Raw genomic sequence first — 12797 nt, forward strand, 5'->3', positions numbered from 1 at the left:
TCCTTCTTTACTCCCTCGGCTCTTGGCTCAGCGGAGAGAAGGAGCAGGCTGGGGCAGAATTGTTTTCCGCCCGGGCGCATTTGTTACTGCGCCCGCGGGCGCCAGAGGTGCCAATGGCCTGGCTTAGCCGCTTGCGTGAAGACGTTCAGGTTGTTTTCGACTTTGATCCCGCGGCGCGTACCGTTTTGGAGGTGGTCTTATGTTATCCCGGCGTGCACGCCATCTGGGCCCATCGCATAGCCTCCTGGCTGTGGCGTCATCGACTCAAGCTGCTGGCGCGGATTGTCAGCGAACTGTCGCGCTGGCGCACGGGTATCGAGATTCATCCCGGGGCCCGACTGGGGCGCCGTTTGTTCATCGATCATGGGATGGGTGTAGTCATCGGCGAGACCGCCGACATCGGCGCCGACGTTTTGATCTACCAGGGTGTAACCCTGGGCGGCACCAGCCTTAAGAAGGAAAAGCGCCATCCCACGATCGAGGACCATGTCATGATCAGCGCTGGCGCAAGCGTGCTCGGCCCGGTTACCATCGGCCACCATAGCCGAATCGGCGCGGGCGCGGTGGTGGTCACCTCGGCGCCGCCCTACTCGACCATCGTGGGAATTCCGGGCAAGACCGTGGAGCGCGATCGCTCGCGCCCCGAAGTCATGGATCTCGATCACGCTCACCTGCCTGACCCGGTGGCACGCGCGATCGGCGCGATGAGCGAACAAATGAAACGGCTGTCAGTGCGGATAGAGGAGATGGAGGCGCGCCAAGATTGTCTGGAGGATCAGATGGCCGAGGAGCAACGTCCCCCGCCTTCCCCAGCCCTGGACAAGCCGCGCTGAAGGGCGGGCTGCCATCGCTTGACGCTCGCCTTTGTCGATAAATAAATCGCCGCGGCCAGGTTTACTTCCCTGCCGATGCGCCGACGCTAGCCTGCGAAGAAGCGGGGCGCGGTGCGAAGAGCGCGAAGCACTTGGATGAGTTGAACACGTAACTTTCCACGTAATCAATAATCTGCGCCGATTGCTTGAGCTGCGTCATCGCTCCCGCCAAGCAAACCCAGTTAAGGATTTCGTGTTGCCCTGACTCCTCGATTTGGCTTTGTGGCAATTTGCCCCAGTTGACAAAACCACCGCTGCGGAGCTCTTCATGCCGTGCGCGGTCGGCGGGTAAATCCGGATAGAGCCGGCCGTGCTTTTCAGTCAGCGAACCGTGCGACCAACTCGACGAGGCAATGAGGGCCACTCGCCAGGGGCTATCGGCGAACCAGCGCGCGATCGCGCCACCCAGGGCGAAGCAGCGGGCCGGGCTGGGCGCGGGCGGCGAGACTTCGTCGGCTCCTTCGCCCATTGAGCCGGCGGCGGTCTTAATCAACTGATTACCGTAGCAATTGACCGCAAAGGGAATAACCGGATAGGGAAAACCACGCCGCTCGTAATCCAGATATACGATGGTGTTGTTGAACGAGTGGGCCAAGCCAGCTTCGCTGCGAAAGGCGTAGGAGTACGCCAGATCGAAGCCCTCTTCGATAAGCTGCCGGCACAGGCCCGAGGCCGCTTCGCGATGGCCGCGCACGGTGATCTGGGTGTCGTTGGGCAGGCCCCAGACGTTGTCTTGGGTCTTGAACACCACTTGTCCGCCGCCGTAGGGACGGCATTGGAGCGAATCAAAAATGCCGATGCAAAAAGCGGGGATGCAATCGCGCCGATAGTTTTCGTACTGATCGTCGCCCCAGATCAGGATCAAGTCAGGGCGGAAGGCGTCCAGTTCGGCGCGCAGCCGCGCATAGCCGGCGAGCAGGCGATTGCGATGTTCGATGGCGGCGGCATGCCCCTGATCGTCGCTCCATTCGGCGCGCATCTGGGGCGGCCACAATTGCGGATTGTTATAAAGTTCAGCCTTGATTCGTCCGATCTCGGTGTTGCGCAATAGCATCCGCGACCAATGTTCAGGCGCTACCAGCGGTCCCGGATAGTGGCTTAATCCCATGCCTAACACCGCGGCCATGTGCGTGCCCTCCTTAACCGGCCAAATTCAGCGCGCAAGCGCGTGCTGCGACGGCGGTTCGCTCTGATGCGACAAACCGATCTCCCTACGCTCACGACTGGACTGCAGGATCGCAAGACAGATCTCCGTGGTAGCCATGCCCCAGCGCGCATCCAACAGGGGCGGGCGCTTTTCCTTGACCGCGCCATAAAGCTCCAGCAATTCAGCGGCACGTCCCCGGCTGGGCGGGCACTTTATCTCGCGCCGACCTTCGCTGCCGTACACATACAGTCCTTCGGGCGATTGCCGGATCACGCCCCGCTCGCAGGTTGCCAGCGTGAGCCCGAAGAAGGGCTGTTGCTGAGGCGCGTCGGGAATAGGGCCCGCGCCGCGTCCGTAACCATAGGGATTGCCGGCGCGCACCTTGGCGTACTTGTCGGCCTCGCTGACCGGCCCGGGAGGGCGCTCGCGAGGCAGGATCGAGTCGTAATTGCGATGGCGTTTGCCCGACTCGCCAATTCCCCAGGTCAATTCAGTTATGTCGAAATAACCATAGCCGTCGAAGACGGCGGTTGCCGCGACTCCGTTGTCGAAATCCAAAAAGGCGGTGTAATTGCCCTCGCCTTTGGGATAATGCGGATCCCAGCGGCCAGTGATCGCTTTGACGCTGCGTGCTTTGGCCCCCGCCAAATAGCGCAGCGTATCGAGCTGATGAGGCCCTTGCCGGAAGACTACCCCGGTGCCCTGGCTGGTGTCGACTTCGTCGGCGACAATGGAGCGGATAAGCCAGTCGTTCCAGTTCCAAGTTTGGATGTGAATCAGCCGTCCTAACTCGCCGCTAGCGAGCACCGCGCCGATGGCCTGGATGGGGGCGTCATAGACCTTGGAATGACCTTGGACATATTTAACCCCGTTGCGCTCGACCGCCTCTACCATCGCGGCGCATTGCTCCAAGGTGATTGCCATGGGCTTTTCACAGATGACATGTTTGCCCGCGTTGGCGGCCGCGATTACGTGCTCGGCGTGGAAGCGATTGGGGGAAGCGATCCAGACCCCATCGACCTGTGGGCTGGCGAACAGTTGGGCGGCATCGTCGTACATTGAAAGCGGCTTGCCGTACTGGGCCGCGAAGTACTCCAGGTTGTCGCGCCGGACGTCGGCGATGGCGGTCAGCTCGACCTGCGCCGCCACCCGTTTTAGATGGGGCACGGTTTGCAGTGCGCCGATGCCCACTCCGACAATCCCCAGTCGCAGTGCAGCCATGTCAACCTCTTGGCAATTCGGCCACCGCCGACCGCTCTTACTTGGCGGAGCCGCCCCTGAAGGCCGCGGCGGTCGCCTCCTGGGTGCCAAAGAAGCTCAGCACTTCGCTGCCCCACGGGCGGGTGGCGCTGGGAAAACTGATCATCTGGTTTTCCGCCGCATCGCGCACCACCGCGACGGTGGGTTCTTCGCCACGCTCGACCCGGGCGATTTGCTCGGCCAGCATCCGGCGATACATCACAATCCCACGGTCCGAGGCGCCCAGATGCTCGTGCGAGCGATCGTAAATCGTGCCCTGGCTCTCCCACGCCATTCGATCCTGGCTGTAAAACGAGCGTAAATCATGTTCCCCTTCGGGCGTCATCATTTCGCTCAGATACTGGAAAGGCGGATCTTCATCTTCGCTCATCCTGACTCCGTCGGGAGGGGAGGCAACGAAGCCGATCCATACGATCCGCGTGCTGTAGTCGTCGATTGGTACTCGCCAATGGAGGGCTTCGACCGGACCTTGCGGAATGCGCAAGATGTTGGGGAAAATCAGCGGCGGGCGGATTTCGACTTCGCTGGCAATGCCCTTCTCGGGGTCGCCCTTATAGACCAGCAGCTTTTCCACGCCCCAACGGCAGATTTCCCAGTCGTATTTTTCAATTGGTCGCCGATAATAGCCCGCGTCGCCCTGAATCGGCAGATTCTTGACCACCGACATTTGACCGTGCAGGTAGAAGGTGTGAACCGTGTCGACAGTATTTTCCTGGCATTGTAGCCAGTTGCAGCGATGAACCGGCATCAGATGGATCAGCCGCCGGCCGTCGGTGCGCACCAGTACATCCCAGCGCGGTAACAGCGGGGCGCGCGTCGGGTCCGGCCCCATATAGGTGAACAGCAGGCCGGCCAGCTTGACCACGGGGTAAGCTCGCAGCCGGATGCGGTCCTTCAGCCCCTCACGCTGCGGCTCGAAGGGCTGTTCAGTGCAGCGCCCGGCTAGATCGTATTTCCAGCCGTGATAGCAGCAGCGCAGCTCCTCGCCCTCGATAAAGCCGTGATATAGCGAGACCCCGCGATGGGGGCAATGCTCTTCGACGCAGCCGAAGCGTCCGCTGTCGGTGCGAAACACCACCAAGTCCTCGCCCATGATGCGGATGCGTTTTTTGGGCTGCTCGATGGTCAACTCGGCGGCCGGACACAACGGCTGCCAGTAGCGGCGCAGTAATGCGCCACACGGCGTGCCGGGTCCAACTCTGGTCAGTCGTTCGTTTTCTTCGGGTGAGAGCATAGGCCTTTACCCAGTTTCTGGTTAACGTGACAAATCCGCAATCAAGCCGCGCCCTGACGGGTACTCCCACGCAGGAATTCCAGGGCAATTGCTGCTACCACCTCGGGCTTGTCGTTCTGAACCTGATGACCCGCGCCGGCGATCCAATGGAACTTGACCTGGGGCAGCATCGGCTCCAGTGCCCGGCCGGTCTGTGGCAAGGCGAAATGGTCGTCCTGGCCCCAGATGAAAATGGTCGGGATGTGTGCGGTCAGCACCGGCAGGGTGGCCCGCATGTCCATTTGCAGAGACAAAACCGGGTCGCGGCGCAGCGCTTCCGTCGCCTTGGTAAAAGCCGCCATCGCGGCCATCGCACCCGGGCGTGTGGCGGCGGCTTGGCGTTGATCTACCACCTCGTCGGTTATTTTGCTGGAGTCATTGACCAAGCCCTCCAGGAGTTTCTTCATTGCCGCGCGCGTCCCGTCGTAGCTCTGCAGGGCCTTCATTGCCGCAGTGGGCTCCTGCTTGAGTCCCATCGACTGGCCGATGGTCAGCGAGCCGATGAGAATCAGATGGGAGACGCGTTCGGGATGGTGCAACGCATACTGGGCCGCGACCCAGGCACCTTGGGAATTGCCCAGCAAGGCGAAGCGATCCAGGCACAAGGTATCGACAAAATCTCGCAGATGCGCGACCCGATCGAGCAACCCGTGGGGGGTTGGCGCATAAGGATCGGTCATGCCATACCCGCCCACCGAATCGGGCGCCACGCAGCGCAGTGGCGCCAGGGCCGCGATCAACTCGCCCATCCCGGCCTTGCCCGAGGAGCCATGGCCGCCGCCATGAATCGCCACCAGGGTGGGCCCGTCGTCACCGACCTCGGTGTAATGGGTCTTGACCCCGTTGGCATTGACAAAACGCGAGCGCAGCACGCGATCAGCCATTAACTTGTTCTCCCTGCGGCCGGCTTTCCGGTGCGCTATTTTCGGCCTTGCGCCAGGATCAGTCCTGCGGCTATTCCTTGGCGAAGGCAACCTCGACGCAATCTAACCCCGCGATTTCGACCTTGACCGCCTCACCCCAGCGCACGGCCGCCATTGGACCCAGGGCCCCCGATAGCACCGTGTCACCAGCCTCCAGCGGGCGGCTCAATTGAGCCATGGTCTGCGCCAGCCAGAGCACCGCATTGAGCGGATGGCCCAAGCAAGCGGCGCCCACGCCCAGCGAAGCGGTCTGACCGCCGACCTGCATCAACATCCCACACAGGCGCAAATCCAGCCCTTCCAGCCGCCGCGGCCGGGTGCCCAGGACGTAGAGCCCCGAGGAGGCGTTGTCCGCGATGGTATCGACCAGCTTGATGTTCCAGCCGGCGATGGCGCTATCGACAATCTCGATCGCGCATACCGCGTAACCAACCGCGCCGATTACGTCCGCCAGCGTGATCCGCGGCCCGGGCAGGGCACGCTCCATCACCAGCGCCACCTCGGCCTCGACTTTGGGCTGGATCAGCCGGCCGCGTGCAACTTCGCTACCGGCGGGCACCGCCATGTCGGCGAACAGCATGCCGTAGTCGGGCTGGTTGACGTCGAACTGGCGCTGCACCGCCTGCGAGGTAAGCCCGATTTTCCGCCCCGACAACAGCCGCCCCTCGCCCAGCCAGCGTTTGGTATTGGTTTCCTGTACGGCGTAGGCGGCGGCGAGGTCCCCTGCGGGCAGTAAATCGCGTACCGGTGCGCAGGGGGTTGCCGCGCGCCGGGCCTGATAAATCAGCTCGGCGGCATGGGAAATGGCTTTGGTGTCTGCGGTCATTGGCTCAAGAAACGCTGCACTACCACTTCAACCAGCGGGCGAACGGATCCTCCACCTCCCATCGTGGTGCGCAGTCGCAACTCAAAACTACACGCTGTGTTGTAACAAAAGCCCGCGCGCGCCGTCAAATTGGGTTTAGCGCGGTGCGCCCGCTGTGGCGCACTCTACGTTAGCAGGTAAGAGGGTTTGCTCGCAGCCAATTCGTCGGTTTTGTCACAAACATAGGAAATGTCCGGGGCATAAACATTTAAAGAGGTCCGGGGAGTGGGATAGAGCCGAGCGGTGGAAGACACCGAGCGGCGAGTATGGCGAGAGGCGCGGGCAATGACGCGGCGGGAGGTGATCACGAAGGCGATCGCCGGGGAGCTGCAGTGGATACAGGCGGCGGTTTGATTGCCGATTATGCGCAGGCCAACCAATATCTGGAAGAGGTCTTTATCCCCGACTTCAATCGCCGCTTCGCCGTCAAACCAGCGCAAAAGGAAAGCGCCTTTACCAAGCTGCCCGGCCTGGAGCTGGACCTGCTGCTCTCCAGCCACTATCGCCGGATCGTCCGTAACGACAATACCGTGACCTTCAACAACCTCATCCTGCAGCTGCCCACCACCCGCCAGCGACCCCATTTCGTGCGCTGCCCCGTCATCGTCCACCAGTTCACCAATGGCACCTTGGGGGTCGGCTATCAGGGCCGCTTGCTGGCTCGTTACGATTCCCTGGGCGCACCGCTCCCAGCTCAACCCAATAAGGTGCGCCCCGCAAGGGCGCAGCGCTGGGCCGGCCAATACTGGCCGGCCGGCGACGCTGCAGCGCCCTTGCCTGAGCGATTCCAAAACCAACATTTTTCCGCCCGCACTCCATTCTCCAATCAGAGCGCGGACGGAAAAATTCTTGAGCTCCCCTCAAACCCTATCCCGGAGGTCCTTTGACCATGCCCTCTTTCAAACCACCTATGCGGACATCTCTAATTGTTTATGACCCGGACATCTTTAACTGTCAGCGACAGGTCCGCCACGGTCGAATCAGCCTAGAGTTCACCGCGGCCACTCCGCTGTGAGACGCCCACTCGGGCTCCGCAGGCTGCGCCGCTCGCGCTCATCATCCAGCCCCGCCCATTCCCCCTGCGTCTCCGCTTCGCGCCGCTCTCATAGGTGGCGTGCGCTCCGCTAGCACGCCGCGCCAGCCCCGACGCGCGCGTGCCTGCGGGTCTCATCAGGAGCGATCAGCGTGGCCCCGGCTGCTCTTCATCGATCTCTCGGCATCAAGCAGCTTTCTGAGTCTCGCCGTTACACGGCCGGGGTTCCGAAGGGAAGACTCCCAAAACCGCACTACTGCCCAGCCTTGCGCGCGGAGCATTCGATTGACGGCCCTGTCGCGCCGCCGGTTGCCCTCAATCTTCGGCCGCCAGTAGCTAAGGTTTGACTTCGGAATGCGGAACCGCTTCGGATTTCCATGCCAGAAGTCTCCATCGATAAAAACTGCTAACCGCTCCTTTCGAAACACGAAGTCCGGGCGTCCGGGCAGCTTGCTGCCTCGGCGCCAGCCGCGGATTCCGCACTCTCGCAGCAGGATCGCGAATCGCAGTTCGGTGCTTCTGTTGCCAGCCGAGCGGATCCGCGCCATAATGCGCGACCGCTGGTCCGGCGAAAAGACATCGGTCATTGCTTCAAGCCGCAAGCCGAGGCGCCTCGTCGCGTAACGTCGCGATTACCTCCTCCTTGGATAGGCAGTCGAGCACGCGAACCCCCCCGGTGAGATTTAGAAACCTCACGAGACCCCGAATTTTCCTGCGGTTTTCGTCGCCGCCGGCCAGCAGCTTCGGGTTCTCCCTTAAAAACTCGAGAAATCCATGTACTACGGCAGGCGCGCGGCCGATGCTGTTCTCAAGAAGATTTTGAGTGATGTCCAGTTTTGAAAGCAGAATTCTCGTTAGCTCATAAGGATCGGAGCGGACCGGGTCGTGCGAAAGTTTTGCACACCACCACAGACGAGCCGCTCCGTTCCGAAGCAGCGCACGACTTTCATTTCTCGCAACAAAATATCGCTCCAAAATGAATCGCTCGGCTCTGCTCCTGTCGGCCAAATATCGTTCGACGGGCCAGCGCTTTCTCATATAGACCCACAGCTCCACATGAGTAAGGCGCGCCCACAAACGAGGATCTCGAGCCACGCGAGGACTTAGATTGGGAAGCGACCTATGGATGCTTACGGCGTTCTCGAAATCCTTGAGGTCGTCGCCGTCCGGCAGCAGAAGTTGGAGCGGCTCCGCAGGAACGAGATCCGTCTGAAGCTCCCATTTGGGCCCTGAGGCAAACTCCGCGATCCACGGCCTGTCTTGCTGGTATCGCGCGACGTTCGCGCCTATCGCCCCGCGCAGCTTGTTTGTAAAGGCCTCGCGGAGCACGTTCAGCGCGTGGATCATTTTATGAAGCCGCCTCCGCGAACCGGTGGGCGCTCGTCAGCGTCCGGCGAATCGGCAGATCAAGCAGCCGTTGAACTGCGGTGATGGGGTCGCTGTCTTTGGAAAGCCCCAAGGAGTGCATCCTAGCGATCAATACTTCGTACCAGCGCAGCCCCTCGAACTCGTCACCGGATCCGCTGCGAATCTCACTCAGCGCTGCGATCAGGGCGGGCAACACGATCGCCATGCTCACTATTTCAAGGAGCGCCTCGTTGTTCCGAAGGATTTTGTATTGCTCGAAGTCTGGCTTCGAGAGCACGACGCGAATCTTTTGCTGCTGAAGATCCAGCTTCATCGGCTGATCGCCGTCCTCGATTGAACAGTCGATCTGCATGATTGTCCCGATTCTGCCGAGCGATTCCTGCGGCTCGACAAGGAAAGTCCTCGTTTCGCCGATCGCTAGGATGTCCGCCCGCCGGATGATGAACGCTGCCCCCTTGTAATCTTCGTGAGCTGCCTCGATCGCGTAGCCGCGAATTGTCTCCTTGGAAACCGCGAAGACGTTGAGCTCGACGGTTTCGTTGAGCTGGTCGGTTGGGATCGTTATTTTCTCTCGCTCTTCACGGAACTCGTATGCGCGCCGAAAAACAGTATTCGTACATTCCACATGCGCTACGTATGCGGCGCGCCCAGCTTTCACCAAGTCCAAGATTGTGCCGCTGCTGCACTGGATTCTGATGTCGATGTACACAAACTGCTTATCAGCCGACACTTCGATCGTTGGCTGGAAGGCGGCGCCGGGCACGTCGTCGCGATTTCCTAACACCGGGTGCGGGTAAGATCTTCGGCTAAGCTTCATGCGCAGTAATTTCCATCGCTACGCGGAGCGGGTCCCGCAAAGAAATCTCAAGCAAAAGAGGTCCGTTTTGCGCGACGCTCAGCGGACCGATTATCCCGCCTCCCGTCACTGGAACCATGGTTCCGTCCTGGCTCTTCGCAGTCAGAATTTCAGCAGGCACCTTGCCGTCGTCGCCAACGGTCCAGATTTGCGCGTTCAGCTGCTTGACGCCCGGCGCTTCGGGCCTGATTCGAACCCGATAAACTTGGCCGGCGTCGTCCGCCACGAAGGTTCGGTAGAAGATCGGAACCGCCGGCTTTCCGCCTGTTCCCGCGCCGCTTCGACCCTTTGCACTCTCCCCGACGCCGCCTCCGTCCGATCCGCCGTCACCATCGTTCGCATGACCGCCGAAACCGGTATCGTCGTCGCCCTCGCCTCGGCGTGCGGAGTCCGGCTGCATCTCCTTCCGAGGCTCGATCCGTCGAGTCGGTATTTGGGCCGGGCGCACTTCGCGGTCCAGCGATTCGCCTTTTTTCTGGTCCGAACGCGACCCATCCAGCGGCTCCTCAGGGCTTTCCTCATCGTCCGGCAGATACCTGCTCAGGCCCGGGATGGAGAGCGACGTCTTATCGTCAACCGGCCACAACTGCCTTATGCAAGATCTGATGAATTCGATGAGCTCCGCCTGCGTAGCGCGATGCGCGCCCTTTTCCGGCAGATCGGGGTCCCACTTGTCGTGGCCCGGAGGCTCCATCTCGCGCAGCGTCGCATTCCCGTTCTCGCTACGACATATAAAAACGCCGCAAAATGGAACGATCGAACGGAAAAGCTTCTCATACACCTTCATTCCAGTCTTGCGAAACATGGCGACGTGCTTTGTCATCTCATCCGACGGGCCCGCGAAAAGATAGACTTCGCAATCGCCAAGCGTGTCCAGTTTCTTCTTGATGGGCGGAATGCTGGGGTTTGTGAAAGCTCGGCAGTACAGGTGCGCGGTGAAGTCCTCTTTTGCCGAGAACTGCCCCAGGAGCTTGGCAAGGCTGTCGGCGTCGATAACTATATGACCGACTTGAACTACGAGATCGCCCGATTGAATCGCCAACCAGAAATTCTCCAACACCGAGTAGACCAAGTCATCCTCCCAGCTTTCGCTGGCAGGAAAACCCAGAACAAAAATATCGGTGCCAGGTTCGTGTCTCCTGAAGGGTTTCGGAATTGCGTCCTCGATCCGGACCGACGCACCACCCTGCTGGCCCAAGAATCCTGTCGGCTGCGCGGTTCCGTCGCCAGGCAGCGCGTGCGAGACCAGGAGAGCCACTCCTTGGAATGCGCTCCCCCCGTCCCGTGTGAAGGTCGAATACAAAACAGTGCGCATATGGCTGGCGGCGAATGGCGCGTTTTTCCCAATCCCGAAGGAGCCGCCTTCGCCCCCGCTCTTTGGTGAAGACCCAGCGCAGCGGATCAAGCTGTACCAATTCTTTTCTCGGTCCGAGTCGCTGCCGATCACTCCGGTCGTGTTGTAGTCGCCGAGTTGAAGCATCGCTATCTCGTCGGCTTTGGCCAGCCGTTCGGCGCGCTTAAAGAATTCGCTCGCCCGCTTGTCCGTTTTCTTCCAGTAGTCCGCGCATCGGGCGAAAGTCCGCTGCAAACCGTCGATGTCGGGGATCTCGTCGCGCCTGGCCTTCCGCAGCTTTATCTCGACGCGGACGGGCTTCCTTTGATCATCTCTGGCGTCAAGGCTGTTCTGAATAACCTCTCTCGCCAGATAGCGATCGAAATTTCCCTTGAATGTTTCCACGCCTGCGTCGTGAAAACCCGTCTCCCTTCCGCCCTCGTTCTTCGGAAAAGTCCACTCGATCTCGTTGGCCATTCGAGCTAACCTCCCCGCCGTTGGCTTTCTCAAGTTCGAAGATTATGTTCCGCGCGATTCTTGCGACAAGGGGCACGGTCACGGAATTTCCGATCTGCTTAGAGATCTGGTACCACGACACGGAGCGCTCATCGGGAAGCTTAAACCAAGAGTCATCGTAGCCCTGCAGCCGCGCGCACTCTCGGGGCGTCATCTTCCGTATGCCCCATCGGTCCTTGATAACCGGATGATTATGTCCTCCATCGCCCATGTTGGCCATCAGCGTAAAGCAAAGGCCCGACATGTTCTCCCGAACATAGTTTCGCCTGAGCTGGTAGACCGCATCAGGACGGCCTTTTCTGACCGCTTCGGCAAAAAGCGGATAATACTGCGACCCCGGCTTAAAATAGTAACGCGCGGCGGCCTTCCTTTTCAGATCGAGGAACTCCCGGACTGCCCGCAGCGATCCCGCCGGGAGCGGATCCGGAAACGCGAACGTATTTGCTGTGAAGTGGCCGCTGCTCATCGCGACCATGAAAATCCTTTCGCGGTTCTGCGGTATCTCCGTATGCGTAGCGGTGTTGAGCACGCGCGCGTCCCTCTCCGAAAACCAGTATCCCGCCTTCTGAATCTCGGTTTGAACGCGCTGAAATGTTCGGCCCTGGTCATGGGTCCGAAAATGCCGGACGTTCTCCAGCAGCAGCACCCGCGGCTTGTCGGCGCCGAATTCTTTGATCAACCTGATTAGGTGGAGAAACAAGAGCCCCCGCCCGTCCTTGAACCCACGTTTTTCGCCCGCAACCGAAAAAGGCTGGCAAGGGAAACCCGCTGTCATCACGTCAACGGGTTCAAGCCCGTCCCCCGCGACCGACAGCTCTTCTATCGGCTTTTGAATCAGCCGCACCTCCGGGAAGTTCAGCGCGAACGTCTTCGCCGCGAAGCGATCCTTCTCGTTAGCCCACGCTACCGCGCCTCCGGCTTCCACGAAGGCTCGACAAAATCCTCCAATCGCCGCGAACAGGCAGCCAACCTTGACCCTCGGAGTGCCGCAGCCGCTTTTTTCCTCTCCCACCTTGAGCTCCCCCAACAGCGCGACAGCCTCAGCGGCCGGCGCCACGCCGGTCGGAACCTGCTCGCGGCGCCTTCAGTTGGGACGCGCTACCATTGCCGCCGACGCGCTCCCAAATGGGGCGGCGCGTCCGGTGCCACCGCAGAATCTCCTTGGTCGAGCGCGCCCCTCTCGTGATCGCCGCCATCCGCCACGCAAGCCTTTCGCTTGGTCTAAAATCCCCCTTGTAAATTGAAGAAAGATGCCCCGTAGAGATGCCCAGCTTCTGAGCAACCCAAAGCTTGGTGGGCAGGCGATGCGCCTGCCTCCATAAGTCATGCGGATGGATCGGCGCCGCCACAA

At 60.7% G+C, this 12797-nt stretch carries 10 protein-coding genes; 2 read left to right on the plus strand and 8 right to left on the minus strand.

Going from position 1 to position 12797, the window contains the following annotated elements; genetic code table 11:
• Positions 1 to 113: 113 nt before the first annotated feature.
• Entirely contained in the window at positions 114 to 833 is a 720-nt protein-coding gene (gene epsC, locus VKV28_14660; protein HLH78042.1) for a serine O-acetyltransferase EpsC, read from the plus strand.
• 61 nt (positions 834 to 894) lie between these two features.
• On the opposite strand, the gene VKV28_14665 is transcribed toward epsC, so the two are convergent.
• The 5 genes from VKV28_14665 to VKV28_14685 all read right to left on the minus strand — a co-directional run bounded on the left by VKV28_14665 (position 895) and on the right by VKV28_14685 (position 6301).
• Positions 895 to 1998, minus strand: a complete 1104-nt coding sequence (locus tag VKV28_14665; protein HLH78043.1) for a hypothetical protein — start codon at positions 1996 to 1998, stop codon at positions 895 to 897.
• 27 nt (positions 1999 to 2025) lie between these two features.
• Positions 2026 to 3240 carry a Gfo/Idh/MocA family oxidoreductase gene (locus tag VKV28_14670; protein HLH78044.1) on the minus strand — a complete coding sequence of 405 codons (1215 nt, stop codon included), beginning with the start codon at positions 3238 to 3240 and terminating at the stop codon, positions 2026 to 2028.
• A gap of 37 nt (positions 3241 to 3277) precedes the next feature.
• Complete coding sequence (locus tag VKV28_14675) at positions 3278 to 4513, minus strand: Rieske 2Fe-2S domain-containing protein (protein ID HLH78045.1); 1236 nt, start codon at positions 4511 to 4513, stop codon at positions 3278 to 3280.
• 41 nt (positions 4514 to 4554) lie between these two features.
• Entirely contained in the window at positions 4555 to 5436 is an 882-nt protein-coding gene (locus VKV28_14680) for an alpha/beta hydrolase (GenBank protein HLH78046.1), read from the minus strand.
• Between the two features lie 70 nt (positions 5437 to 5506).
• Positions 5507 to 6301, minus strand: a complete 795-nt coding sequence (locus VKV28_14685) for a fumarylacetoacetate hydrolase family protein (GenBank protein HLH78047.1) — start codon at positions 6299 to 6301, stop codon at positions 5507 to 5509.
• Between the two features lie 305 nt (positions 6302 to 6606).
• Between VKV28_14685 and VKV28_14690 the strand changes: the two genes are divergently transcribed.
• The gene (locus tag VKV28_14690) at positions 6607 to 7227 is read left to right on the plus strand and encodes a hypothetical protein (GenBank protein ID HLH78048.1); all 621 of its coding nucleotides are present in this window, start codon (positions 6607 to 6609) and stop codon (positions 7225 to 7227) included.
• Positions 7228 to 7964: 737 nt separating this feature from the next.
• Here VKV28_14690 and VKV28_14695 read toward each other — a convergent pair.
• From VKV28_14695 to dcm, 3 genes are all read right to left on the minus strand, one after another.
• Positions 7965 to 8720, minus strand: a complete 756-nt coding sequence (locus VKV28_14695) for a DUF6339 family protein (GenBank protein ID HLH78049.1) — start codon at positions 8718 to 8720, stop codon at positions 7965 to 7967.
• A gap of 1 nt (position 8721) precedes the next feature.
• Positions 8722 to 9558, minus strand: a complete 837-nt coding sequence (locus VKV28_14700; protein ID HLH78050.1) for a hypothetical protein — start codon at positions 9556 to 9558, stop codon at positions 8722 to 8724.
• Positions 9559 to 11270: 1712 nt separating this feature from the next.
• On the minus strand, positions 11271 to 12458 hold the full coding sequence (gene dcm, locus VKV28_14705) for a DNA (cytosine-5-)-methyltransferase (protein HLH78051.1): 1188 nt from the start codon (positions 12456 to 12458) through the stop codon (positions 11271 to 11273).
• Between the last annotated feature and the right edge of the window lie 339 nt (positions 12459 to 12797).

This window comes from Candidatus Binataceae bacterium (genome assembly GCA_035294265.1).
Lineage (GTDB): Bacteria > Desulfobacterota > Binatia > Binatales > Binataceae > DATGLK01.

Coding starts and splice junctions, on each gene's coding strand:
- VKV28_14665 (HLH78043.1), bottom strand. CDS start 1,998: ATGGCCGCGGTGTTAGGCATGGGATTAAGCCACTATCCGGGACCGCTG.
- epsC (HLH78042.1), top strand. CDS start 114: ATGGCCTGGCTTAGCCGCTTGCGTGAAGACGTTCAGGTTGTTTTCGAC.
- VKV28_14700 (HLH78050.1), bottom strand. CDS start 9,558: ATGAAGCTTAGCCGAAGATCTTACCCGCACCCGGTGTTAGGAAATCGC.
- VKV28_14675 (HLH78045.1), bottom strand. CDS start 4,513: ATGCTCTCACCCGAAGAAAACGAACGACTGACCAGAGTTGGACCCGGC.
- VKV28_14690 (HLH78048.1), top strand. CDS start 6,607: ATGGCGAGAGGCGCGGGCAATGACGCGGCGGGAGGTGATCACGAAGGC.
- VKV28_14695 (HLH78049.1), bottom strand. CDS start 8,720: ATGATCCACGCGCTGAACGTGCTCCGCGAGGCCTTTACAAACAAGCTG.
- VKV28_14680 (HLH78046.1), bottom strand. CDS start 5,436: ATGGCTGATCGCGTGCTGCGCTCGCGTTTTGTCAATGCCAACGGGGTC.
- VKV28_14685 (HLH78047.1), bottom strand. CDS start 6,301: ATGACCGCAGACACCAAAGCCATTTCCCATGCCGCCGAGCTGATTTAT.
- VKV28_14670 (HLH78044.1), bottom strand. CDS start 3,240: ATGGCTGCACTGCGACTGGGGATTGTCGGAGTGGGCATCGGCGCACTG.